General features: G+C 65.4%; 19 protein-coding genes. 9 read left to right on the forward strand and 10 right to left on the reverse strand.

What is annotated here, in order from left to right; translation table 11 throughout:
* Positions 1–16 precede the first annotated feature (16 nt).
* The gene (locus ACXZ1M_RS02900; RefSeq protein ID WP_459051727.1) at positions 17–976 is read right to left on the reverse strand and encodes a 23S rRNA (adenine(2030)-N(6))-methyltransferase RlmJ; all 960 of its coding nucleotides are present in this window, start codon (positions 974–976) and stop codon (positions 17–19) included.
* Positions 977–1141: 165 nt separating this feature from the next.
* On the opposite strand from ACXZ1M_RS02900, the gene ACXZ1M_RS02905 reads away from it, so the two are divergent.
* Complete coding sequence (locus tag ACXZ1M_RS02905) at positions 1142–1399, forward strand: hypothetical protein (RefSeq protein WP_161009980.1); 258 nt, start codon at positions 1142–1144, stop codon at positions 1397–1399.
* Complete coding sequence (locus tag ACXZ1M_RS02910; protein ID WP_459051728.1) at positions 1396–1620, forward strand: hypothetical protein; 225 nt, start codon at positions 1396–1398, stop codon at positions 1618–1620. The genes ACXZ1M_RS02905 and ACXZ1M_RS02910 overlap by 4 nt, the downstream gene beginning before the upstream one ends.
* A 265-nt stretch (positions 1621–1885) precedes the next feature.
* On the opposite strand, the gene rraA is transcribed toward ACXZ1M_RS02910, so the two are convergent.
* A complete protein-coding gene (rraA, locus tag ACXZ1M_RS02915; RefSeq protein WP_373987853.1) occupies positions 1886–2380 on the reverse strand; it encodes a ribonuclease E activity regulator RraA in 495 nt (164 codons plus the stop codon).
* Positions 2381–2416: 36 nt separating this feature from the next.
* Positions 2417–3655 (reverse strand): MFS transporter, encoded by a 1239-nt coding sequence (locus ACXZ1M_RS02920; protein ID WP_459051729.1) that lies wholly within the window; start codon positions 3653–3655, stop codon positions 2417–2419.
* 87 nt (positions 3656–3742) lie between these two features.
* On the opposite strand from ACXZ1M_RS02920, the gene ACXZ1M_RS02925 reads away from it, so the two are divergent.
* Together ACXZ1M_RS02925 and ACXZ1M_RS02930 are read left to right on the forward strand one after the other, a co-directional pair.
* Entirely contained in the window at positions 3743–4537 is a 795-nt protein-coding gene (locus ACXZ1M_RS02925) for an AraC family transcriptional regulator (protein WP_459051730.1), read from the forward strand.
* A 100-nt stretch (positions 4538–4637) separates the two neighbouring features.
* Positions 4638–5555, forward strand: coding sequence for a GGDEF domain-containing protein (locus ACXZ1M_RS02930; protein WP_459051731.1), 918 nt, complete (start codon positions 4638–4640; stop codon positions 5553–5555).
* A gap of 88 nt (positions 5556–5643) precedes the next feature.
* Here the strand turns inward: ACXZ1M_RS02930 and clpB are convergent, their stop codons facing one another.
* The 7 genes from clpB to ACXZ1M_RS02965 all read right to left on the reverse strand — a co-directional run bounded on the left by clpB (position 5644) and on the right by ACXZ1M_RS02965 (position 16875).
* Positions 5644–8241: an ATP-dependent chaperone ClpB gene (gene clpB, locus ACXZ1M_RS02935; RefSeq protein WP_459051732.1), complete on the reverse strand. Its 2598-nt coding sequence runs from the start codon at positions 8239–8241 to the stop codon at positions 5644–5646.
* A 63-nt stretch (positions 8242–8304) separates the two neighbouring features.
* Positions 8305–8766: a molybdopterin synthase catalytic subunit MoaE gene (gene moaE / locus ACXZ1M_RS02940; RefSeq protein ID WP_459051733.1), complete on the reverse strand. Its 462-nt coding sequence runs from the start codon at positions 8764–8766 to the stop codon at positions 8305–8307.
* The gene (locus ACXZ1M_RS02945) at positions 8763–11312 is read right to left on the reverse strand and encodes a DUF349 domain-containing protein (RefSeq protein WP_459051734.1); all 2550 of its coding nucleotides are present in this window, start codon (positions 11310–11312) and stop codon (positions 8763–8765) included. The genes moaE and ACXZ1M_RS02945 overlap by 4 nt, the downstream gene beginning before the upstream one ends.
* 79 nt (positions 11313–11391) lie before the next feature.
* Positions 11392–12015, reverse strand: coding sequence for a hypothetical protein (locus ACXZ1M_RS02950; protein ID WP_459051735.1), 624 nt, complete (start codon positions 12013–12015; stop codon positions 11392–11394).
* A 211-nt stretch (positions 12016–12226) separates the two neighbouring features.
* Positions 12227–14641: a bifunctional acetate--CoA ligase family protein/GNAT family N-acetyltransferase gene (locus tag ACXZ1M_RS02955; RefSeq protein ID WP_459051736.1), complete on the reverse strand. Its 2415-nt coding sequence runs from the start codon at positions 14639–14641 to the stop codon at positions 12227–12229.
* A 21-nt stretch (positions 14642–14662) separates the two neighbouring features.
* A complete protein-coding gene (locus tag ACXZ1M_RS02960) occupies positions 14663–15652 on the reverse strand; it encodes a DUF2804 domain-containing protein (RefSeq protein ID WP_459051737.1) in 990 nt (329 codons plus the stop codon).
* Positions 15649–16875, reverse strand: a complete 1227-nt coding sequence (locus ACXZ1M_RS02965; RefSeq protein WP_459051738.1) for a winged helix-turn-helix domain-containing protein — start codon at positions 16873–16875, stop codon at positions 15649–15651. The genes ACXZ1M_RS02960 and ACXZ1M_RS02965 overlap by 4 nt, the downstream gene beginning before the upstream one ends.
* A 136-nt stretch (positions 16876–17011) precedes the next feature.
* Between ACXZ1M_RS02965 and ACXZ1M_RS02970 the strand changes: the two genes are divergently transcribed.
* From ACXZ1M_RS02970 to ACXZ1M_RS02990, 5 genes are all read left to right on the forward strand, one after another.
* On the forward strand, positions 17012–19645 hold the full coding sequence (locus ACXZ1M_RS02970; protein ID WP_459051739.1) for a sensor domain-containing diguanylate cyclase: 2634 nt from the start codon (positions 17012–17014) through the stop codon (positions 19643–19645).
* 89 nt (positions 19646–19734) lie between these two features.
* Positions 19735–21003, forward strand: coding sequence for an exonuclease SbcCD subunit D C-terminal domain-containing protein (locus ACXZ1M_RS02975; RefSeq protein ID WP_459051740.1), 1269 nt, complete (start codon positions 19735–19737; stop codon positions 21001–21003).
* A complete protein-coding gene (locus tag ACXZ1M_RS02980) occupies positions 21000–24968 on the forward strand; it encodes an AAA family ATPase (protein WP_459051741.1) in 3969 nt (1322 codons plus the stop codon). Before ACXZ1M_RS02975 ends, ACXZ1M_RS02980 begins: the two co-directional genes overlap by 4 nt.
* 41 nt (positions 24969–25009) lie before the next feature.
* Entirely contained in the window at positions 25010–25522 is a 513-nt protein-coding gene (locus ACXZ1M_RS02985) for a putative metalloprotease CJM1_0395 family protein (protein WP_459051742.1), read from the forward strand.
* Positions 25523–25572: 50 nt separating this feature from the next.
* Positions 25573–25782 (forward strand): hypothetical protein, encoded by a 210-nt coding sequence (locus ACXZ1M_RS02990; RefSeq protein WP_092272855.1) that lies wholly within the window; start codon positions 25573–25575, stop codon positions 25780–25782.
* The last annotated feature ends 1 nt before the right edge of the window (position 25783 follow it).

Raw genomic sequence — 25783 nt, forward strand, 5'->3', positions numbered from 1 at the left:
ACCAGCCTATACCCGATTATGTACTCTTGACAATATTTTTCTGCCGTATAGGCGGACGGCGTTCACTATTGTTGCGCCCAGCCGTCGTTGGCGTGCCGCTTTCAAGAACGAAGCGGGCGCCGGCGTCCTGCCCCAGCGCTTTCACCAGCCACGGCATGACTTTCTTGAGCATCGGCTCCAGCGTGTACGGCGGGTTCAGGATGAACATGCCGCTGCTGTGCAGGCCGCCGATACCGTCCGGCATAGGCGTCTTGATGGTCAGCACGACGTTGAGCCAGTTGGCGGCCGGCAGTTGCTTGAGCTTGTCCGCGAACTGGCGCGATTCCATGCGCTGCAGCAGCGGATACCAGACCGCGTAGGTGCCGGTCGGGAAGCGGCCCAGTGCTTCGGCCAGCACGTCCTTGGTCTTTTTATAGTCCTGCTTGTCTTCGTATGGCGGATCGATCAGTACCAGCGCGCGACGCGACGGCGGCGGCAGCAGCGCCTTGAGCGCGGCAAAGCCGTCGCCACGCGTGACCAGCACGCGCTTGCCGCGCACGGTCGGACGGATGCCTTGCTGCGCGGCGTGCTCGTCGAGCTTGCGGAAGTTATCGGCCAGCAGCTTGGAGTCGGCCGGGTGCAGCTCGAACAGGCGCAGGCGGTCGTGCTCGCGCGCCACCTTGTCGGCGATGAACGGCGAGCCCGGGTAGTAGCGCATCTTGCCGCTCGGGTTCATGCCGCGGATCAGGTCGACGTATTCCTTGACCTCTTCCGGCATGTCGGTCAGGTTCCACAGCGGGCCGATACCGGTGTCGTACTCGGCGTTCTTGGAGGCGAAAGCGCCATCGAGTTCATACACGCCGGCGCCCGAGTGCGTGTCGATGTAGCTGTAGGCCACATCTTTCTGATTCAGGTACTGGAGCAACTGAATGGTGATGAAGTGCTTGAGCACGTCGGCATGGTTACCCGCGTGGAAGGCGTGGCGGTATGAGAACATAAGCTGGTGATCCTGATTGATTCAATCCGACATTATCCCTCAGAAAGCGCAAGCGACCAAAAAAGCCCGTACTTCATCTGGATCAAAGTGTGTGCATCTACGCTGGCTAAGATGGAACTGCCGGGTGCGCATCCGCGCGCGCGGCATTCTTTCATGGAGGAGACTATGGCTTTCAACAACGTAGGGCCGCTAACCTTCCTGGCGCCCGGTCAAACGGCGTTCTGGAATTACAGCTACGGGTCCGACCACGGCACCCAGTTCGCATCGGCCGATGTGAAGACGCCCAACCAGGGCGCCGTCCACATGGCCGACCAGCAGCGCAAGCGCAAAGACAACAACGGCAACGCAACCTACTTCGTCAATATCCACAACCAGGGCGTCGGCGGTTGCTTCCACAACTTGCAAGGCGGAGGCATGTCATGAAGATGACCATCGTAACGGATGTGCACGGCAACGTGCTGGGCGCCGTTCAGGGACACAGCCTGACGGAGAACAAGGATGGTGTGGAGGCGACCGTGTCGTTTGCGCCCGGCCACGCCACCCACATGGTCGAAGTCGACGACGACCTGAGCACGGTGGACGACGTCGATGAATTCCAACAACGCCTGCGCCGTCACCTGCAGCAGCATCAGCAGAAGCCGTAAACGGCAAAGCGGCAGCGATTTTGTCGCTGCCGCTTCTAGCACAAGCAAGTGTAGCCTGCCCCTGCTATGTGTAAATGATAGCGCCTGTGCCGCCAGCGCCACCAGTCTTATATAAGATAAAACAGCAAGTTTTAAATACATATAAATCAAGTACTTAACTTGCATATTCCATGATGCGGAAAGAAATTTCTCAGAATGGAAAATTTTAAAGTTGCGATTCCACATCGAATTTCACTATGCGAAAGCAAAATCCCGCAATATGAAATCACGCCAGCTTTTGCTGCGCGATCAGGATGCCGTCGGCATCGGCATACACCCAGTCTCCAGGATTCACCGGCACGCCGGCGATGTGCACGCGCAGATTGCGTTCGCCCGCGCCCTTCTTGCTGCTTTTCTGCGGATGCGCCGCCAGCGCGCGCACGCCGATGTCGCAGGCGTTGATTTCATCGGTATCGCGGATGCAGCCGTCGACGATGATGCCGGCCCAGCCATTGTCCTGCGCCAGCAAGCCCAACTGGCCGCCGACCAGCGCACGGCGCAGGCTGCCGCCGCCATCGACCACCAGCACATTGCCGTCGCCCGGCGTTTCCAGTACGGACCGCACCAGGGCATTGTCCTCATGCACCTTCAACGTGACCACGCGGCCGGAAAAGCGCACCCGCTGGCCGTAGTGGCGGAAGACCGGCGGCAGCACCGCCAGCCGGCCGTCGTCCAGCAGATTGGCGTTGTCGTCGCATAAATCGGTGGTTGCAAAGCTCATCCTCGTCCCTCTGGCATAGTTAAACTAGTGTTAATTCTATGCGGTTTCAGGCACGGCGGCTACGCGGCGATTATTGCCGACGCCCAGCGCCGTCAGGATCACCAGTGCCTGGAAGATGCCGATCACGATGAACACGCCGGCCGGCTGCTGCGCATCCATCAGCACACCGAACAGGATGGCGCCCAGCGCCAGGCCGCTGTCCAGCCCGGAATACACGACGCCGAACACGCGGCCGGTGGCATTGGCCGGCGCCGCGCTGCGGATCATCAGGTCGCGCGAAGGGCCGGAGATGCCGGTCACCAGGCCGATCAGGCCCATCAGCACCACCGCCATCCAGGCCGGCACCACAGCCGCCGCCACCACCAGCGCCAGCAGCGCAGCCACGCCAAAGGCGATCATGATGATGCGATCGTGGTTGCGGCTGCCGGCGCCGAGGAAGCCGCCGTACACCATGCCCAGCGCCGAAGCGAACATATAGCAGGTGTAGGCCGAGGTGGCGGTCGCCAGCGACATGCCGTACAAGCTCACCAGGCTGGTGGCGGCAAAGGTCTGGATGCCGGCCAGCGCGATGGCGGAAATCAGGAAGAAGGCAAAGCACAGCCACACCACCTTCAAGCGCAGGAAGCCGAAAGCGCCGCCGTCGGGTGCGCCGCCAGACTTGCCGCTGTTGCCGGGGGCCGGGGTGACGGCGATCGGGTCCGGACGTAGCGCGTGCCGGTTCAGCACCAACAACACCAGCACCGCCAGCGCTACCGTTGAAGCCGCGAGCAAGGCCACGCGCCAGCCGGAACGGCCGGCGACAAAAGTCAGGAACAGCGGCGACAGGGCCCAGCCGATATTGCCGCTGATGCCGTGCACCGAGAAGCCGTGCGCCAGCCGCGCCTTGGACACGCGCTGGTTCAGCAAGGTGTAATCGGCCGGATGGAACACGCTGTTGCCGCAGCCGGCCAAGAAAGCGCCCAGCATCAGCTGCACGTAGCTGTGCGCGCTCGACAGCAGCACCGCCGACAACCCCAGCAGCCCGATGCCGCTGAACAGCACGGCGCGCGCGCCGAAACGATCAACCACGAAGCCGGCCATGGCCTGGCCCACGCCCGAAACCACGAAGAACACCGTCATCAGCAAGCCCAGTTCCGAATAGCTGAGGCCGAACTCCGGTTTGAGCCACGGGATCAGCGCCGCCAGGATCAGGTGATAGAAGTGGGAAGTGCCGTGCGCCAGCCCTACCAGCGTAATCACGCGGGCGTCCTGGCGCAGCAAAGTGTTGTCGGTCATGCTGCTCTCCAAAGTATGTGCTGAAGTTTAAGCAATTTGGCGCAGTCTGATTTAAGATAGAAAGACAAAATTTATCGCATATCCGCCATGCCCGTCGCCGTCGTCAACCACACCCAGTTCAACTGGGACAGCAACTTCCCTACCGAGACCTGCCCGGTGACCATGTCCGGACGCGACCTGGAAGCCACCACCGTGCTGCTGCCGCATCATCATCCCTGGGGCCAGTTCACCTACGCCATGCAGGGCGTGATTCGGGTGGACGCCAACAATAGCACCTGGATCGTGCCGCCGCAGCGCGCCATCTGGATTCCGCCGGACATGGTGCACGGCTTGACCGTGCTGGAGCGAACCCAGCTGCGCCCGCTGTGCGTGCACGCCAGCCGCACGCCCTTCCCCGGCAGCGAATGCCGCGTGCTGGAAGTGTCCAGTCTGCTGCGCGAACTGCTGGCGGCGCTGGAACAGCACGATCAGAACGAACAATCGCGCCGCGAACACCTGCTGGGCGAGATGCTGCTCGACGAACTGCCGCGCTGCGCCGAGCGTCCCGTGCGCGTGCCGCTGCCGACCGACAAGCGCCTGAAAGCCCTGTGCGACGCCCTGCTCGCCGATCCCGGCGCCGAACTGACGCTGACCGGCTGGGCCACGCAGGTGGGCGCCTCCGAACGCACGCTGACCCGCTTGTTCGAGCGCGAACTGGGCATGGGCTTCGGCCACTGGCGCCAGCAGGTGCGGCTGGCGCACGCCGCGCCGCTGATTTCGCGCGGGATGCCGCTGTCACAGGTGGCGGCGGAATTGGGCTACGCCAGCCAGTCGGCGTTCTCCGCCATGTTCCGCAAAACCTTCGGCTGCTCGCCTTCAACTTTCTTTGGTAACGGGAAATAATGATGGATCGTTAAGTTTTCCTTTTTTATGCCGATAACGTGTGCTTGGAGCAAAGTACGGTACATTAGTGGAAACTTATCAATCACAAGCGACATACCGAATGGCGGACCTGTCCCTCTTCTCGAACGAGCAAATCGCGGCGCTGCTGTCGGCGCTGCCGGACCCCGCATTCATCCTCACGCGCAGCGGCCGCTACGCGGCGATCTTCGGCGGCACCGACAGCCGCTACTACCACGACGGCAGCGGACTGGTTGGCAAGTCGCTGGCGGACGTGCTGCAGCCCGAAAAGGCGGCGTGGTTCCAGGCGCAGATCGCCGTCGCGCTGGCTTCCCAGGGCCTGCATGTGGTCGAGTACACCCTGGCGGCGGCCGACGTCAAAGGCGTGGGCGACGACGGGCCGGCCGAACCGATCTGGTTCGAAGGACGGGTGCAGCCGCTGGGCTATCCGGTGCTGGGTGAGGACGCGGTGTTGTGGGTGGCCAGCAATATCACCGCCAGCAAAAAGCTGGAGGCGCTGCTGCGCATGCAGAGCGAGACCGATGCGCTGACCGGCCTGGCTAACCGCCGCAAGCTGATCAGCGGGCTGACCGAGCACTTCGAGCTGTTCGCCCGCTACCAGACGCCGACCTCGGTGCTGATTTTCGATATCGATTATTTCAAGGGCATCAACGACGAGTTCGGTCACCTGGCTGGCGACAAGGCCATCATGGCGACCGCCGACGTCTGCCGGCACGAGCTGCGCGCGGCCGACTTTCCGGCGCGGCTGGGTGGTGATGAGTTCGTGGTGCTGATGCCGCACACCGGCATCGCGCCGGCGCTGGCGATTGCGGAACGGCTGCGCGTCAAGATTGCGGAGGCGCTGTGCGAACTGGGCACGCTGGGACGCGGCGCCACCATCAGCGGCGGCCTGAGCGAGATGACCGCCGGCGATGCCTCCTATGAAGATGTACTGAAGCGGGCGGACGACGCGCTGTACCGCGCCAAACGCGACGGCCGCAACCGCATCGTCCGCCACTGACCTCGCCGAGCCGTCATTCCCGCGCACGCGGGAATCCATACTCGGCATAGCGCATCGGCGCGCCCTCCCGCTTTCGCGGGAGCGACGGTCAGGCGAAGCTGAGCTCGCCGTTGGCCACGTCCACGTGGATCGTGTCCTTCGGCCCGAACTTCCCTTGCAGGATCAGCTTGGACAGCGGATTTTCGATCTGCTGCTGGATCGCACGCTTCAGCGGCCGCGCGCCATACACCGGATCGTAGCCGGCCTCGGCGATCTTGTGCAACGCCGCGTCCGTCACGGTCAAGCCGATTTCCAGCTTGCCCAGGCGCTGCTCCAGAATCGCCAGCTGAATGCGGGCAATGGCGCCGATGTTCTTCTCATCCAGGCCATGGAACACCACAATCTCGTCGATCCGGTTGATGAACTCCGGACGGAAGTGCGAGCGCACCTCGGCCATCACCGCCAGCTTGACCACGCCCGGATCCGAATCCTCCATCGACTGGATCTTATGCGAACCCAGGTTCGAGGTCATGATGATGACGGTGTTCTTGAAATCCACCGTGCGGCCCTGGCCGTCGGTCATGCGGCCGTCGTCCAGCGCCTGCAGCAGCACGTTGAACACGTCCGGGTGCGCCTTCTCCACCTCGTCCAGCAGGATCACGCTATACGGTTTGCGACGCACGGCCTCGGTCAGGTAGCCGCCCTCGTCGTAGCCCACGTAGCCGGGCGGCGCACCGATCAGGCGGGCCACCGAATGCTTCTCCATGAACTCGCTCATGTCGATGCGGATCATCGATTCCTCGGTATCGAACAGGAAGCCGGCCAGCGCCTTGGTCAGCTCGGTCTTGCCGACGCCGGTCGGTCCCAGGAACATGAAGGAACCATACGGACGATTCGGATCGGCCAGACCGGCGCGCGAACGGCGGATGGCGTCGGCCACCGCAGAAATCGCCTCGTCCTGTCCAATCACGCGTTCGTGCAGCTTGTCCTCGATGTGCAGCAGCTTCTCGCGCTCGCCCTGCATCATGCGCGAGACGGGAATGCCGGTCGCGCGTGACACCACCTCGGCAATTTCCTCGGCGCCGACTTCGGTGCGCAGCAGGCGTTGCTTCGGCGGCGTGTTCTTCTCCAGCGACACGCCCTTGGCCGATGCGGCCTCGGCTTGTTTCAGCTCGGCTTCCAGCTGCGGCAGGCGGCCGTATTGCAGTTCCGAGACGCGCTGCCAGTTGCTTTCACGCGTGGCCTGCTCCATCTGCTGCTTGATGCGCTCGATTTCTTCCTTGATGTGGGTACTGCCCTGCACCACGGCTTTTTCAGCCTTGAGGATTTCCTCGAAGTCGTTGAGCTCGCGCGTCAGGCGCACGATTTCTTCCTCGATCAGTTCCAGGCGCTTGCGCGAGCCCTCGTCCTTTTCCTTCTTGACGGCTTCCCGCTCGATCTTCAGCTGGATCAGGCGACGCTCCAGCTTGTCCATGACCTCGGGCTTGGAATCGATCTCGATCTTGATCTTGGCCGCCGCTTCGTCGATCAAATCGATGGCCTTGTCGGGCAGGAAGCGGTCGGTGATGTAGCGATGCGACAGCTCGGCCGCAGCAATAATGGCGGCGTCCGAGATGGCAACCTTGTGGTGCAGCTCATACTTGTCCTGCAAGCCGCGCAGGATGGCGATGGTCGCCTCCACGGTCGGCTCGTCGACCAGGATCTTCTGGAAGCGGCGCTCCAGGGCGGCATCCTTCTCGATGTATTTGCGGTACTCGTCCAGCGTGGTGGCGCCGACGCAGTGCAGCTCGCCGCGCGCCAGGGCCGGCTTCAGCATATTGCCGGCGTCCATCGCGCCCTCGCCTTTGCCGGCGCCGACCATGGTATGCATCTCGTCGATGAAGACGATGGTCTGGCCTTCATCCATGGCGAGTTCCTTGAGCACGGATTTCAGGCGCTCCTCGAACTCGCCGCGATACTTGGCGCCGGCGATCAGCGCGGCCATGTCCAGCGCCAACACGCGCTTGCCCTTGAGCGAATCAGGCACCTCGTTGTTGACGATGCGCTGCGCCAGGCCTTCGACGATGGCGGTCTTGCCCACGCCCGGCTCACCGATCAGCACCGGATTGTTCTTGGAACGACGCTGCAGCACTTGGATGGCGCGGCGGATTTCGTCATCGCGGCCGACCACCGGGTCCAGCTTGCCCATGCGGGCGCGCTCGGTCAGGTCGAGGGTGTATTTTTTCAAGGCTTCGCGCTGGCCTTCGGCCTCCTGCGAATCGACCTTGGCGCCGCCGCGCAGCGTGTCGATGGCGCTTTCCAGCGACTTGCGGGTCAGGCCGTTTTCACGCGCCAGGGTGCCGGCATCGGACTTGTCCTCGGTCAGCGCCAGCAGCACCATTTCGCTGGTGATAAACTGGTCGGCGCGCTTCTGCGATTCCTTGTCGGCCAGATTGAGCACGGAAACCAGCTCGCGGCTGGCTTGCACGTTGCCACCGGCGCCCGACACTTTCGGCAAGCGTTCCAGCGCACCGGTCAGCGCCTTGGTCAAGCCGCCGACATTGACGCCGGCACGCTGCAGCAACGAACGGGCGCTGCCGTCGTCCTGGTTCAGCAGGGCCGTCAGCAGGTGCACGGGTTCGATATATTGATTGTCATTGCCCACGGCCAGACTCTGCGAGTCCGACAGGGCTTCCTGGAGTTTGGTGGTGAGTTTGTCTTGCCGCATGGTGTTGCTCCGATATATTTAACTTATCGCATACATAGGGATATGCGATGCGTTTTCAAGGAGCTAAGCCAACCATTTGTTCAGGGCGGCGTCGTCGCTGACGCGGGCGTCGACCCAGCGCGCGCCGTCGGGCGTTTGCTCTTTTTTCCAGAACGGCGCTTCGGTTTTCAAATAGTCAATAATGAACTCGCTGGCGGCGAAGGCTTCGCCCCGGTGGGCCGAAGTGACGGCCACCAGTACGATCTGGTCCTTGGGCAGCAACGGCCCCACGCGGTGGATCACCAGCGCGCTAATGATGGGCCAGCGCTGTTTGGCGCGGTCGATCACGTCGCTGATCGACCGCTCGGTCATGCCGGGATAGTGCTCCAGTTCCATGGCCGAGACGGCCGCGCCCTCGTTCAGGTCGCGCACCGTGCCGACAAAGCTGACTACGCCGCCGACCTTGGGATGGTCGGCGCGCAGCCGGGCGATTTCCGTGGTCAGATCGAAATCTTCGGTCTGGATACGGACTTCGCTCAAGCTCATGCGCGCTCCGCCCCGCCGATGCGGCGAAACAGTTGCTCGATGCGGCTGGCCGTGCGGGCATCGGCCAGGGCCGGCATCGTGCACAGTTGCAGGTAGGCGGCCGAGGCGGACTGCGGCTTCTGGCCCGATTTCAGCGACGATTGCAGCACTTCCACTTGCATCTTCAGGCGTTCGCGCGCGAATTCCGCGCCACTGTCGACGCCAGCCACGATTTCCAAACGCAGCACTTCGTCCAGCAGCTTGGCGCGGTTGCGCTCCAGTTCCTGGGCGTAGGCGGCACGTTTGCCGTCGATGGCGGCAACGGCGGCGTTGAAGCGGCCGGCCAGCGCGCGTTCGTAGTCGTTGCCCAGCGACGGCAACGCCGCCCACTTGGCCAGCCACTCGGCGGCGTCGATGACCTCGCCTTCATTGGCGATCGCGTTTTCCAAGCCCTGGCACAGGCGCAACTTGTCGCGCAGCGCATTGGCCTGGGCGGCGCCCGCCCGGCGCTTGATGGCGTCGGCCTGCGCCTGCACCTTGCCGACGGCGTTGTGATAACGCTGGCCGATGCGCGCCTCGGCCGCGCGCGGCACCACACCGGTGGCGTGCCAGGCGGTTGCCGCATCTTTCAATGCCTTGGCGATGGCGGCTAGCTGGGCCTTGTCCTCGCCGCTGAAGGTGGCGTCCTCCAGTTCCTTGCAGATCGCTTCACGTGCGTGCAGGTGGGCTTTGCGCTCGTGATCGGCCGCGTGGGCGCTTTCCTTGCGCTTGGCGAAGATGGCGTCACAGGCGGCGCGGAAACGCTGCCACAGCGCCTGCTCGATCTTGCGGTCCAGTGGCAGCGCCTTGGCGTGCTCCTGCCAGCGTTCCTGCAAGCGGCGCACCTTGTCCAGCGTGTGGCGGTCGGACGGCTCCAGCGCTTCGGCTTCGGCGATCAGTTCTTCGCGCTTGGCCGCTTCGATCTTGCGCTGTTCGGACAGCGGCGCCAGCATATTGGCCAGCACCTTGTCGAAGGTTTGGTCGAGCTTGCGCTTTTCCTTGCGGTCGATGGTGCCCAGGCGGCCCCACATCTGGCGCAGGCGCTGGCCGGCGGCGGCGACGTTTTTCAGGTCGGCGCCGCTGGCGACCGAGGCGGCCAGGGCCTGGGTTTCTTCAATCAGGGCCTGCGCCTTGGCGGCGTTGGCGTGACGTTCGTCGGCCAGTTGCTTGAAGTGGGCGGCGGCCGGCGCGTAGGCGTTGGTGCAGGCGGTATCGAAGCGTTCCCACAGGCTTTTCGGCGCGTGGCCGGAGACGGCGTCCAACTGCTTCCAGCGGTCGCGCATGCTGCCGACTTTCTTGGCCAGCTCACTCATGGCCAGTTTCTGGGCCGGCAGTTCCTCAACGGCCTTGACCAGTTCCTCGCGCGAGACGTTGCCGCCCCAGCGCGCCCAGTCGCCTAGGCGCTTCAGTTCGGCGCGCACGTGGTTCAGGTGTTCGGTCTGGGCGTGGCTCAGGCGGGTTTTGTGCTCGCGCAGCCATTTGTCGTGCTCGGCGGCGATGTGCAGTTGGCCGTGTTCCAGGGCGGCTTCCAGGGCGTCCAGCGTTTCCAGGAATTTCTTGTCGGTTTCTTTAGGCGCAGGCTTGGGCTGTTTAGGCGGCTTGGCCGGCGCAGCGGCGCCAGGCGCGGCTGTCGAGGCATCATCCGTCACGGCGTCGCCAACGTCGTCCGAGGCGCCGGACACGGTTGCGGCGCCGGAGGCGTCAGCGGCGGCGGTTCCGGCGGCGGCAGGCGACGCGGTGCGCAATGCGCCCGATGCGGATGCCGCTGCCGGGGCTGGAACCAGCTCGGCGGCGGCCGGCTTGACCGGCTTCGCCAACGCGGCGCGCGCCTGCTCGACCGCTTGGGCGTAGTCGCTCAGCAAGTGGCGCGGCAATGCATTGTGCTCCGGTGCTTCCTGGTAGACGCTTTGCTCGGCGGCGTAGCCCTCCAGCGCCGACAAGGCCTCCTCCGCCGGCAAACCAGCCTGCGGCAGCTTGCGCACGGCCGCCATGGCATCGATGATCTTGCGCTGCAAGTTCACCTGCGTTTCCAGCCGTGCCGCCAACGCCGCGCGCGCCGAGGTGTAGGCCTCCGCCAGCGCCGGCACATCGGAAACGATCTGCCATTGACGATCCAACTCGGCCACCTGGTTCGGCGTCAACTTCTCGTCCTGCAACAAACGTTGCGCCAGATCCAGACATGCCTGGGCCTTTTGATGCTCGGCCTGCTGGTAGCGGATCGCGTCCAGGCGGCCCTGCATCAGCTTGGCGACGCGACGGTCGGAGTTGCGAACCGCCAGCATCACCTGCTCCAGCGCGGCGGGCGTGTGCACGTGCTCGGCGGCGGCCTGGCGCACGCTGGCAAATTCACTCTCCAGGATCAGGGACACGGCGGCCGCCTCATCGCCGTTGAGGGCGGCGGCGCGCTGCGCCTGCTCGTCCCGGCGCCCGGCGGTGGCGGAGGCGGCCGCGTCCTGCGCCGGCACAGCCGCTGGCGAGGAAGGAATGGCCGAAGTTTCGGTGGCACGCTTAAAGATGAAATCGAACATGGTGCGCTATGGTGATGGGGTAAAACCACCATCATAGCAAAGCGGGAGGGATTTGCCCTGCGAGTGCGCTATGGGGTGGTTACTTCATGGTGACATCGTCGCTCGACGCCTGCCGCACAGCCCGGCGTACCGGCTGCTCCGGCAGGTCGTCCAGCGTAACGATGGGCAATACCGCCAGGCCGGGAATCGAGATCTGGCCGTCGTCCATTTCCGTCCCGGGCAACGCGCGGCGACGCGCCGTCACTTGCGCCGCTTCGGCGGGCGGCAGGCCGGAGCGTTTCATTTCATCGAGATGTTTATCGTGCATCATCAACTGGTTGGCGATGGCAAACCAGGTTTCGCCGGCGATGGCGTTGCGCGCCAGCGCAAACAATTCCTGCTCTTCTTTTTCCAGGCGCTTGAGCAGCGCGGTGCAGAAGGTGTCGATGCTGTCGCACACTTCGCTGACCTGCTCGTCGCGCACATCGGCCAGCGCGCCCAGCTTTTCCTGCAGCATGCGGATCGACAGCAGCGCCGACTGGTTCAGGCGGTTGAGTTCGTCAAGCAGGTGATCGGCGCGCTCGGTGGCGTCGCGCAGCGCCGGGATCAGATACATCTCGGTCTTGCGCCAATGGCAGGCCTGATACAGGGTGTTGAGGTTTTCGCACGCATACTCAAGTTGCGACAAGGTCATGCGGTTCTGCTGCATGAGCGTGCTGCGCATATACTTCTGAAACGATAGCAGACTCACGCGAACGCTGGCCTGTTCGACGGATAGTGCGACCAGAGTATATGTAGCAGTCAACATTCTTCTGACTCCCATGACTTGTGGGTGGAAGTAAAAGTGTAAAGATTTCCGACAGCGTCTCTTTGATGTAGCACAAACCCGCTGTTGTCTCTTAAGCTTCGAATATATAGCAAGCTTAACGCGAATGCTATCGCAAAGGCAGTTGTAAACGCACCATTCCTGCTTCAGGATGCGGCAATACCACGCCGCCGAAGTGGCGGATGAGTTTTTGCACGCCGGTGTTCTCCGACAAGGCGTCGCCGACGATCTCGCGCGTGCCGCGCGCGCGGAAATAATCAACCAGTTTTTGGAACAAAATATAGCCGAGTCCGCGTCCTTTCAAATCGGAACGCACGATGATGGCAAATTCAGCAGACTGATTGTCGGGATCAAGCACGGCGCGCACCACGCCCAGCGTCTCCGGCTGGCCGTCGGCGTCGGGACGCGTGGCAATGAAGGCCATCGCGCGGTCGTAATCAATTTGCGTCAACCGCGCCAGCTGGGCCGGCGGCAGCTCGCGCATGGCCGAGAAAAAGCGCAGGCGGATATCGTCCGCATCCAGTGCACTGAAGAACACCTGGTGCTGCGCGCCATCCTCCGGCCGGATCGGGCGCAGCAGGATCTGGCCACCGCCCCAATCGACCCGCTCTTCCAGTTCCTGCGGGTACGGGCGGATCGCCAGTTCGGCGCCACGTCGATGCTGTGCACGCGCCTTGGCCAGCTGCATGCGCGCCCCCAGCGCCACCGTGCTGCCGCCTATGGTCAGCAGCGGATTGAGATCGAGCTCGGTCAGTTCCGGCAGGTCGGCCACCATGTCAGCCACCTGCACCAGCGTGCGGATCAGCGCTTCGGCGTCGGCCGGCGTCTGGCTCTGCGCCAGCAGGCGCGAGACGCGCGTTCGGCTCACCATGTCGCGCGCCAGCGCCATGTTCAGCGGCGGCAGACCGGCAGCGCGATCGGCCGCCACGTCGGCGGCGATGCCGCCCTGGCCGAAGAACACCACCGGCCCGAACACCGGATCGTGACTGATCTGGATGCGCGCCGCCGCCAGCGTGGCGCCGGTCAGCGCGGCCTGCTGCGGCGTCGCCAGCGCCAGGCCGTAGGCCGCCATCAAGGCGCGCGCGTCGGTGTCGGACAGGTCGCTGCGGCCGGCGTCGAGCGCGGCCTTCACCAACGCCCGCGCGGCCGCGCGTTCGCCGGCGCCGGTGGCAGGCACGCCGGTCGGCACTTCCATCAGCAGTTCCTGGTTGCGGCGGTACTGGGCGATCTGCAGGAAACCATTGACGGCTTTTTCCGGCGTGTCGTAGGTCGGCAAGCCGGCGTTGGCAAACACCTTCCGCGCCTGTGCCACCGAGCCGCCGCCCAGCCAGCAGGACAGCACGTTCTTATTAGCGGCCTGCATCAGCGGCGCGACGGCGGCGGCGATCAGGTCGCTCGCCACCATGGCCGTCGGCGCGTGCAGGAACAGCAGCGCATCGGCCTGCGGCTCGCGCAGCAGCGCTTCCACCGCGCCGGTGTAATGCTCGACCGGCACGTCGGCCAAAAAGTCGAGCGGATTGGTTGGCGGCGCACCAGCCTGCGCCAGCCGCTTCAGCGTTTCGGGTGAGAGCGGCGCCAGTTGCGCGCCGCTGCATGCCAGCGCATCGGCGGCGATCAGGCCCAAGCCGCCGCCGTTGGTCAGCACGGCCAGCCGCTCACCGCGTTGCGGGCGGCGCCGCGCCAGCGTTTCCACGGCGTCGAACAGATCTTCGGTGGAATACACGCGCAGCATGCCGGCGCGGCGGATCGCGGCATCGAACACCAGGTCGGCGCCGGGCGCCGCGTCGCGCCCGACTTTCAACACGATGACCGGCTTGCCGCGCGCCGCCAGCCGCCCCGCCGACATGAACTTGCGCGCGCTGCTGAGCTTTTCGATGCAGAGCAGGATTGCCTCGGTGGCGGCATCGGCCGCCAGATAGTCGAGCAGGTCGCCGAAGTCCACGTCCACGCCGTCGCCCATGGCGACAAAGCGCGAGAAGCCGATGCCGCGCTGTCCCGCCCAATCCAGCACCGCCGTCGCCAGCGCGCCGGATTGCGAGACGAAAGCCAGCTTGCCGGCGCCGGCCGCCATCTGCGTGAAGCTGGCGTTCAAACCCAGCGCCGGCGACTGCAGGCCGACGCTGCCCGGACCGAGGATGCGCAGCAGATGCGGCTTGGCCGCCTGCAGCATCGGCTCGCGCAGGCCGCGCCCGCCGCCGTGGGCGGGATCGGCCGTCATCACGATGGCGGCCCGGGTGCCGTTCTGGCCCAATTCATTGATCAGGCCCGCCACCGTGGCCGGCGGCGTGCAGATGATGGCTAGGTCGGCCGCCGCCGGCAAGCCGCCCACGCGGGCGTAGCACGGCAGGCCGCGCAAGCTGTCATGCTTGGGATTGACCGGCCACAGCTGGCCGCCGCCGCGCGTGAATTCGCCGTCCAGCAGATTGGCCAGCACCCGCGTGCCGATGCGCTGCGGATTGTCCGACGCGCCGATCACGGCCACCGAGCGCGGTTGGAACAGACGGTCGAGATTGCGGATGCTCATATGCTCATTTGCCCAGGGCTACTACCAGCGGGAGGAATGGTCTTCGGTCACGCCCATCAGCTGCGTGACCATGCGTTTGGGCTGGTCCGGCGCAGCGCGCACCCAGCCACTGAAAGTGCCGATCGGTTGCAGGTAGCGGCTGGCCGCCACCACCATTTTCTTGTTGTCGCGGCGCGCGCCTTCCGGCGTGAAGATCAGGTCCAGCATATCGTCTTCGGTGAAAATATGCCACTGCGACAGCGCGTCCTTTTTATCGTACAGGAAGTGGGCCGGGGCCAGCGCAATCAAGTCGCCGTCCAGCCACAGCGCGTTTTCATTCGCGCCGAAATAGCCGGCTTGCAGATTGAAGCCCAGCTCCATATTGTGCGCCGAGGCCCAGCGCCAGGCCGTGTTGCGCGCCAACAGGCCGTTGGAATAGTCGAAGCTGGCCACGCCGCCATCGAGCTTGTAGTCTTCGCGCCAGGTCCGCACTTCGCCGCTCAGCGGCATGGCCGACGACTTCTGGGTGGCGTGCACCGAGCCTTTGTCGATCGGGCCGGAGGCCAGCAGCAGCGGCGATGGGCCGGGACCGAAGCTGGCGTCGATCTCCAGGTAGTCGCATTCCAGCGTCAAGCGATAGCTGCCGTCGCCATTGGCGTCGATGGCGATGTGCGCGCCCTTGGCCTTGAAGCGGCTCGACCCGCCCGCGTGGTTGGCCAGCTTGGCCGACACCAGCGGCAAGCCGTCCTGCGAAAAATTGGCCAGCATGTCGCCGTCGCGGCGGTCGAAGGCGTAGGCGAAGGCGGTGCTGATCCAGCCCAGGTCAACGATGGCGACCGCGCAGAACACCTGCTCCGTGCACAGTGCCACGTAGTGCCAGCGCTTGTGGTGGAAACGCCGCCACAGCGGATTGCGGGCGAAGGGCTTGGCCAGCTGGCTCCAGTCGATATTGCCGACCTGGCCGGCGTAGCGTCCGAACAGCGGTTGTCCGTCTGCGGCCAGCAGGCTGGCGGGGGCGGCGGGCAAGGTCATGCGGTTTCCTGTTGTAAGAGCGTGTCCAATAGCGCGCCGAAGTTTGCCGGCGTCGCCTGGGTGATCTGGATGCGCGGGCAGCCATGCCAATCGGCCAGCCGCTGCAAGGCGCCGGCGACGTCACGCGTGAAGCGCTCGCTGACGCGCGCGGACGGCTCCAGCACCAGCGACTTCACCTCGAACAGGCCCTCGCGCCGGTGCGCCTTGGCGTCCAGCCGGCCAACCAGCGCGCCACGGCGCAGGATCGGCAAAGTGAAGTAGCCGTATTTGCGCTTGTCGGCCGGGGTGTAGCATTCCAGCCGGTAGTCGAAATCGAACAGTTCCTGCGCGCGGCGGCGGTCCCACACCACCGGATCGAACGGCGACAGGATGGTGGTGAGCGTCGGCGCCAGCGCGCCGGCATCGGCGTCGGCCAGCAACTGCGCATGGTCGGGATGGACGTAGATCGGGTCGTCCCAGTCGTCGACCCAGGCGCGCAGCAAAGCGCCCTGCTCCACCAGCTCCGCCGGATCGAGGCGCGGCGGCCGGGTGCGGAAGTAGTCGCTGATCCACGGCGCGCGGGCGCAGCCCATGGCCTTGACGGCTTTCAGCACCAGCTCGCGCTGCACCGCTTCCTTGCTGCGCAACTGGCTGTCGTCCCAGTGCGGCAGCACGCGTTCGGCCAAGTCGTAGATGCGTTGGAAATTGTGGCGGGCGCTGATCATCAGCGCGCCGGTGGTGAACAGCACCTCCAGCGAGCGCTTCTCCGGCTTCCAGCTCCACCAGCCGCCGCCCTGACCGTCGGTGCGTTCGAAGTCCGAGGAGCGCGTCGGCCCGTGGTTGCGGATATGTTCCAGCACCGCGTCCACCTCGGCGCGGCGCTCGCTCATCCAGGTCGCCGAATACTTCCAGCCCATGGTTTCCGGCTCCAGCATGCGGTGCCGGTACAAGCCGTAGTCCTCGACCGGCACGAAACAGGCCTCGTGCGCCCAGTATTCGAACAATGCGCCGCCGGCCAACGCCTGCTCCAGCCATGGCTGCGGATAGTCGCCCAGGCGGCTCCACAACACCAGATAGGGGCTGCGCGCCACCACGTGGATGGTGTCGATCTGCAGCACGCCCATCTGGCGGATCGCCGCCAGCAGATCCTCCTGGCGCGCCTTGCGGCGGCGCGGCTGCAGCAGGCCCTGCGCCGCCAGATGCAGCGCCCGGGCGGCGGACAAGCTCAATATCGGTTCGGTCATGCCGCTATTCTAATAAAGAAATCAACATTGCCTGTGAACGGATTGGAATATTTTTTTGGCCCTTGCATGCCAAAAGCGGTATTTCCGGGCAGAATAAACGCAGCGCCTTCCGACCACCGAAGAGGACCGTGTTCCGATGTTCGATTTTCTACGCCGCCTGTACCGCGCCATCCTGCTGCCCGCCTTCGGCGTCGTGCTGCTGGCCTTCATGTGGGCGGCGCTGACTTACCAGGTGCGACAGGAGGAAATCACCGCGCGCCACGAGGCGGTCCTGCACAGCCAGTCGCTGGCGCGCACGCTGGCCGAGCACACCAACCACCTGCTGCGCCAGACCGACCACGCCACCCAGCTGTTCAAGCTCAAATACGAGGAAACCGGCGGCCAGCTGCGGCTGGCCGAATTCGCCCGCAAGAACGGCCTGCTCGACTCGCTGCTGCCGACCAAGCTCGATCTGCCGATGGCGCTGCTGAACCACGAGGGCCGCGTGGTCGACAGCATGCACGGCTACTTCGCGCCCGACCTCAAGGACACCGCCTTCTTCAGCGGCCACATCGCCAACGCCGCCGATACCGCACAGGTGTCGACGCCGGTGGTCGACGGCCGTACCAAGAAATGGCAGATCCAGATTTCGCGCCGCCTCAATCACGCCGACGGCAGCTTCGCCGGGGTCGTGCTGGTGATGATGGACCCGACTTATTTCGTCGAGGATTACGACCGCCTGAACGTCGATCCGGGCGGCGCGGTGATGCTGATCAGCCGCGAGAACGGCATGTCCACCGCGCGCATCGACGACCAGGTGATGATCAGCGACAGCATCGACTTCAGCGTGGCCCAGAACGGCATGCAGGGCGGCGAGGAGATGCTGCTCAAACGCCCCTTCGACGCCACGGCGCGCATCTACGGCTACACCGAGATGCCGCGTTTCCTGCTGATGGCGGTGGTCGGCATTCCCGAGGCGGCGGCGATGGCGCGCTTCGAGCGCCGCCGCCTCGTGTACTACAGCGCCAACCTGGTCGCCTCGCTGCTGGTGCTGCTGTTCATCGGCCTGCTGATGCAGCAGGCGCACCGCCTGCGGCGCAGCGCGCGCATGGTGATCGACGCCCAGCTGATGCTGCGCGCCGCCGCCGACGCCAGCCTCGATTCGGTTTTCCTGTTCAAGGCTTGTCGCATGAATGGCATGCGACGCGAGATCCTCGACTTCACCATCGCCGACCTGAATGAACGCGGCGCGCAGTTGCTCGGTTTTACCAGCGAAGAAATCAAGGGCAAGCGCCTGATCGAAGTCATGCCGGCGCTGCACACCGAAGGCTTCATGGACAAGTACCGCAACGTCCTGGAATCGCGCCAGCCGCTGGAGGAGGAATTTGAAGTCGACTTCCTGCCCAATCGCCACCTGCACTGGCTGCACCACCAGATCGTGCCGATCACCGACGGCGTGGCCATCACCGTGCGCGACATCACCTCGCGCAAGGAAACCGAACTGGCAGCGCGCCAGAACCAGGCGGAGCTGGCGGCGGTGAACGACGCCTCGCCGCTTGGCCTGCTGCGCGCCGACGCCACCGGCCACTGCACCTACGTCAACCGCACCTTTGAGCTGATCACCGGCCTGACGCGCGAGGAAGCGCTGGGCGACGCCTGGCTGCGCGCGGTCCACCCGCACGACCGCGCCGTGCTCAAGGCCGCGCTCAGCCACATGGCCGTCACGCGCGCGCCCTATCAGGACACGCTGCGCTGCGTGCACCCGGACGGCATGATCGTCTGGGTCTCGTTCAAGATCGCCGCCATGGTGGTGGACGGGAAGATCTACGGCTTTGTCGGCACGGTGGACGACATCACCCACGTCCGCAAATCCGTGATGGCGCTGCGCGAGAGCGAGGCCCGCCTGCGCACCATCGCCGACACGCTGCCGGCCATGGTGGCCTACATCGACGCCGAGCAGGTCTACCGCTTCCACAACGTGGCCTACGAGCGGGAATTCAACCGCACCGGCACGGCGGTGCTGGGCCGGACCATCCGCGACACCATGGGCGAGGAGCGCTACGCCTTCCTTGAACCCTACGTGCTGCGCGCGCTGTCCGGCGAAACGCTGACTTTCGAGGAGGACGACGGCAGCGGCGCCTTCGACCGCACCTATGAAGTGGTGTACATCCCGCAGATGGATGAAGAAGGTCTGGACGTCATCGGCTTCCACGTCATGCGGCAAGACATCACCACCCAGAAGCGCGAAAAACAGCGGTTACTGCGCTTGTCGCAGGTGGACGCGCTGACCGGACTGACCAACCGCGCCGGCTTCCTGCAAAAACTGCATGACGCCATGATCGTCTCGCGCTCGAACGACAGCCTGATGGCGGTGATGTACATGGATATCGACCGCTTCAAGCCGGTCAACGACACCTTCGGCCACGCCGTCGGCGATGCGCTGCTGAAGGCCTTCTCGGCTCGCCTGACCCACACCATGCGCGCCAGCGACACCATTGCGCGGCTGGGCGGCGACGAATTCACCATCGTCATGGAGCGCATCCACCGCATCGACGACGCGTCCGCGCTGGCGGCCAAGATCGTCGCCGCCATGCAGGGGGAGTTCGACTTGAACGGCACGGTGGTGTCGATATCGACCAGCATCGGCCTGACCTTCTACCGCAACGAGGATATGAGCCCGGCCGAACTGCTCAACCGCGCCGACATCCTGCTGTACGAGGCCAAGCAGGCCGGCCGCAACACCTTCCGCGCCGGGCCGGCGCTGGTACCGCCGGCCAGTAATGCGGCCTAAATCGCCGCACAAAGCGCGGCATAAATCAAACCGGCGGGCGCCGGCTTGCGCTATATTGAGCGCTTTCCGGCCGTTTCGACTTTTTTCCCATGCGTTTGCTGCACACCTCCGACTGGCATCTCGGCCAATCCCTGCATAATTTTGAGCGTCACTACGAGCACCAGCGGTTTCTCGACTGGCTGCTGGACGCCATCGTCGCCGAACAGGCCGACGCGCTGCTGATCGCCGGCGATGTTTACGACAACGCCAATCCCTCGGCGGCCTCGCAAAAGCAGTTGTACCGGTTCCTGCGGCAGGCCAAGGAGCGCGCGCCGCACCTGAATTTGATCATCATCGCCGGCAACCACGATTCGCCGGGCCGGTTGGATGCGCCAGGTCCGCTGCTGGAAGCGCACGGCACGCGCGTGATCGGCGCCGTGCAGCGCAATGCCGACGGTGAGATCGATGTGGCATCGATGGTGCTGCCGCTGACGGGCCGCAGCGGTGAGGTGGAGGCCTGGTGCCTGGCCGTGCCTTTCCTGCGTCCCGGCGACGTACCGCGCATCGCGCCGCCGGAGCGCCACGATCCGGACCTCGGCCCTCCGCCGGCCGCCGCACCCACCGCCGATCCCTACCTGGCCGGCATCGCCCTGCTCTACCAGCAAGCGTTTGAACTGGCGAAAAGCAGACAGCAGGACGGCCAGGCCATCATCGCCATGGGCCATTGCCACATGGTGGACGGCCAGATGTCCACCGATTCCGAACGCCGCATCATCATCGGCGGCACCGAGATGCTGCCCACAGGGATCTTCGATCCAGCCATCGCCTACGCCGCGCTTGGCCATTTGCACCTGGCGCAAAGCGTCGGCAAGCAGGAGCACATCCGCTATTGCGGTAGCCCGCTGCCGCTGTCGTTCGCGGAACTGAATTACGCGCACCAGATCCTGCGCATCGACCTTGAAGGCGCCACCGTGCGCGGGATCGCGCCGGTGCCGGTGCCGCGCGCGGTGGAGCTGTTGCGCGTGCCATCCAAGCCGGCGCCGCTGCCGCAAGTGCTGGAAGAACTGGCCGCGCTGTCGCCGCCGGACGCGCCGGCCGAGCAACAGCCCTACCTGGAAGTGCGCGTGCTGCTGGAACAGCCGGAACCCGGCCTGCGCGCGCGCATCGAAGCGGCGCTGGAGGGCAAGCCGGTGCGGCTGGCGAAAATCGAAACCTCGACCGCAGCGCGCGACTCGTCCATCGACAAGGAAGTGCTGACGCTGGACCAGTTGGAAAAGCTCAAGCCCGACGACATCTTCAAGCAACTCTACCAGCAGCGCTTCGGCAATGAAGCGCCGGCCGATCAACTGAGCGCCTTCGCGGAGTTGATGCTGCCATGAGAATCCTGAAAATCAGCGGCAAGAACCTGGCCTCGCTGGCAGAGGAATTCAGCGTCAATTTCGAATCGGAGCCGTTGGCGTCGACCGGCCTGTTCGCCATCAGCGGCCCGACCGGCGCCGGCAAGAGCACCTTGCTCGATGCCCTGTGCCTGGCCCTGTACGACGCCACCCCGCGCCTGCTGCGCGTGGCCGGCCGCAGCCTGCTGGCAGACGTCGGCAACGAGACCGTCTCCACGCAAGATCCACGCACACTGCTGCGACGCGGCACGGCCGAGGGTTACGCCGAAGTGGACTTCGTCGGCAGCGACGGCGCCTCCTACCGCGCGCGCTGGAACGTGCGGCGTGCGCGCACCAAGGCCGAAGGCGCGCTGCAACCGACCACCATGCAACTGCATTTGCTGCCGGCGTTGCAGGCCATCGGCGGCACCAAGACCGAGGTCAAGGCGGAAATCGAAAAGCGCATCGGCCTGACATTCGAGCAGTTCACACGTGCGGTGCTGCTGGCGCAGAACGAGTTCTCGGCCTTCCTCAAAGCCGAGGACAACGAGCGCGGCGAGCTGCTGGAGACACTAACCGGCAGCACCATCTATTCCGAAATTTCAGTACGCGCCTTCGAGCGCAACAAGCTGGAACAAGCGGCGCTGCAAAAACTGAATCTGCGCCTGGCCGACCAGCGACCGCTGACCGCCGAACAGCGCGCCGAGATCGAATCGAAAAGCGCCGATGCCGGTATCGCACTGCAAGCGCTGGACCAGCAGAAGGCGGAACTGGAACAGGAACTACGATGGCACCAGCAAGCGGAAAAGCTGCAGCAGGAAGAGCAGACCGCGCAGCACGCGCTGCTGGAAACGCAAACCGCCGTGGAAGCAGCCGCACCGCGCCATGCGGCGCTGGCCCTGCTCGACGCCGTGCAGCCCGCCCGTCCGCTGGCAGAAGACATACGCCGCATCGACGCCGACGTCGCTGGCACGCAAGCAGCCATCGCCGCCAGCACGCAGAACATGCAGCAGGCCTCGCAAGCGCTGGACCAGGCCAACGCCATTCTCACGCAATCGACCGCCCGCCAGCACGAAGCCGAGGCGGCGCAACGCGCAGCCGCGCCGCAGCTGGACCAGGCGAAGGCACTGGACGCGCGCATCGAAGCCATGCTGCCCGCCTATCGCCAGGCCGCCACCGCTTGCGAGAAAGCCGAGCAGGCCGATTCCGGCGCCAAAGCCGCGCTGCAAGCACGCCAGGGCGAGCAAGCCCGCCTGGCGGCGCAACAACAGGCCGGCGTGGCCTGGCTGCAGCAGCACAAACACTGGAAAGCGCTGGCGCTGCAATGGGAGCGCTGGGACGTGCTGTTCGTGCAGGCCGGCCAGCAAGCCGCGCATGCGGAGCGGCTGGCGTCCGGGCTGTCGCGCGTGCAGCGCAACGCTCAGGCGCATCGCGACGAAGAAGCCGACGCCAGCGCCAAGCTGGCCGCCGCAGTCGCCGCCTTGCAATCGCTGGACCTCCAGCGCCAGCAAGCCACGCAAGCCATGGCGGCTTATTCGGCCGAGCAGTTGCAATCGTCCCGCAGCAGCCACGAACAACGGCGCGACCTGCTGGCCGGCGCCGAGAAGATCTGGCTGGAATTGGAATCGCGCCAGGCTCGCCACGGCCAGATCGAAGCCAAGTCCGTGCAACTGCGGCAGGCCATGGCCGCCGCCGAGGCGCAACTGGCGCTATCGTCGCAGGAAGGCCTGACCATCATGGCGGCATTCTCGCAGGCCGAACGCGCGCTCAAGCTGGCCGAAGCCGCATGCACGGCCAGCGTGGAATCGCTGCGCCAGACGCTGGAGGACGACACGCCCTGCCCGGTTTGCGGCGCGCCGGACCATCCATACCGCCACAACGACGACAGCCTGCAAAACATGCTGAGCGAATTCCGCTCCGACGTGGCGAAATGCCGCCAGCAGATGGAAGCCAACGTCAACCAGCAGGCCGCACACCGCGCCACGGCGCAAACCAGCGCCGAACAGCTCAACGTGCTCGCGGCAGAGCAGCGCGCGGTGCAGCAGTCGCTGGAGCGCGTGGCCGCCGCATGGTCCGCGCACGCACTGGCTGCCGACGGCGCGCTGCCATCCGAAGCAGAACGCACGGAATGGTTCATCGCTCAACTGACGGCAACCGGACAGGCCTTGCAAGCCATCGAACAGCAGGAACGCGCACTGCACGCTGCGCGCGTCGCCCGCGATCAGGCGCAAACGGCCTACGATCGCGCGGCCGCCGAGCACACGCGTCTTCAGACTATGGCTTCGTCCGCGCGCACCGCGCTGGTGCAATCGAGCGCAGAGTACAAGGCGCTGGAAGATCAGCGCATCGAAGTCGCCCTGACGCTGAGCGGCCTGCTATCCGATCTGGACGCGGCTTTCAGCGGCGGCGACATTCCGAGCGAGGAGTGGAAAGAGGATTGGAAATCCGGGCCGGCGCGGTTCTACGAAGCGCGCCAAGCGGAAAGCAAGCAATGGCTGGCACATCGCACGGCTTATGATGAACGTCTTGCGGCGTTGGCCGGCTTTGACGTGGAGCTGAAGGCCTTGGGCGACGCGCTGGCCAAGACCGGCCAGGACGCCCTCGCCGCGCGCAATGCCTACACCATTGCGGACGCCGCGTTGAAGGCCAGCCAGGACCAGCGCATGTCCATGTGGGGCGGCAAAGAGGTGCGTGATGTGGAGGCCGCGCTGCAAGCGACGATCGACGCGGCCAAGTTGCGCCACGCGGCCGCGCAAACCGCCGCCCAGCAAGCGGCGCAGGCCCGCGTACGCTACGACGAAGCATTGGCGCAAGCAGGCAAGCAGCAGGCGGCGTTGCAAAGCGCCGCCGCCATCGCCGCGGCGCGCCTGGCCGATTGGCTGGCCGCATTCCAGCAGCGCCAGCCCGACACCGGCCTGCACGACCTGGCGCAACTGCACGCGCTACTTGCCCATTCGGCCGACGACATCAACGCCGAGCGCAGCGCGCTGCAAGCATTGTCACGCGCCGCCGACCAGGCCAGCACCGTCCGGCAAGAACGCCAACGCCAGCGCGAACAGCACCAGCTCACCGCCCCGCCGCCCCGCAGGTCCTCCGTCATCGCCGAGCCGCAGCCTGCGGATGCCGCAGCGACGGCGCCCGTCGATGGCGCCGCTGCTGCCGCCGCAAAGGCCACGGTCACCGAACCGGCCATCGCCGACCTTTGGTCCGCCGCAGAACAGGACCAGCAAGCGCCAGATGGCGCGGCAGGGTCCGAAGAACCGACCGAGCCGACTGCGCTGCCATCCACGGCCGTCGCCATCGCCGCCATCGCCACCGCGCTGAACGCCCTGCTGGCCGAACGCAAAACCGCCAGCGACCACGCCGCCGCGCTGCACCTGGCGCTGGCGCAGGACGACGACAAGCGTCGCCGCTCGCACGCCATGCTGGCCGAAATCGAGCAACAGGAAACCATCTCCCAACGCTGGGCGCGCATGGATGACCTGATCGGTTCCGCCGACGGCAAACGCTTCCGCAACTACGCCCAGCAATTCACGCTGGACGTGCTGCTCGGCTACGCCAACGCGCACCTCAACCACCTGTCGCGCCGCTACCAGCTGGAACGCATCCAGAACAACGGCGCCCCCTCGCTGGCCCTGCTGGTGCGCGACCTGGACATGGGCGGCGAAATGCGCTCGGTGCACTCGCTCTCGGGTGGCGAATCGTTCTTGGTCTCGCTGGCGCTGGCGTTGGGCCTGGCCTCGCTGTCGTCCAACCGCGTGCGCGTCGAATCGCTGTTCATCGACGAAGGCTTCGGCAGCCTGGACGCCGAAACCCTGCGCGTGGCCATGGACGCCCTGGACGGCCTGCAAGCCATGGGCCGCAAGGTCGGCGTCATCTCCCACGTGCAGGAAATGACAGAGCGGATCTCGGCCAGGATACTGGTGCAGCCGTCCGCCGGCGGCCGCAGCACAATCAGCGTCATGTAAAACGCGCCGGTGCTATGATTTAGTCTCCCACGAGGCACAACATGAGCATCGGCGCCATATCACCGAGTTCCATCAATCCGACGCCGGCGCGCGAAACGCCGCCGGTGGGGCAGCCTACGCCTTCGGCCGCGCCGACGCCGGCCATCACGCCTTCCTCGTCCACCCAGCTATCGTCCGAAGCGCTGGCCATGATCGACCAGCTCAAGGCGCGCGACCTCGAAGTCCGGCAGCACGAACAGGCCCACCTGGCCGCCGCCGGCGGCTTGGCCACTTCCGGCACCAGCTACACCTACCAGCGCGGCCCGAACGGCATCAACTACGCCATCGGCGGCGAAGTCGGCATCGACACCTCACCCGGCGCCACGCCCGAGGAAACCGTGCAACGCGCCCGCACCATTCAGGCCGCCGCGCTGGCGCCGGCCGAACCATCGGGCCCGGACCGCGCCGTGGCGGCCCAGGCGCAGCAAATGGAGGCGCAGGCGCGCGCCGAAATCGCCCAGCGGGCCTACACCGCCGAACCATCGGCCGCGCCGACACTGGATCTCTACGCCTGAATGTTAAAATCGCGCCTTCGACTTTTCAGCCCTTAGACTATCAAGCAACCATGTTAAAAGCACCACGCACCCTCACCTTCAAATGCGCCAAGTGCGCCAAAGCCGTTCAGGTTCGCCTGCAAAAAGTATCGGCCTGCTCGCACATCCAGCCTTACCTGGGCGTTTGCGCGTGCGGCGAAGTGCGCCACCACGCCATCGGCCAGAAAGACGCCGTGGCCTCCTACCTGGCCGCGCCGGAAGGCTGGACCCACCACCACTAAT

It is taken from the genome of Duganella paludis (assembly GCF_054461335.1).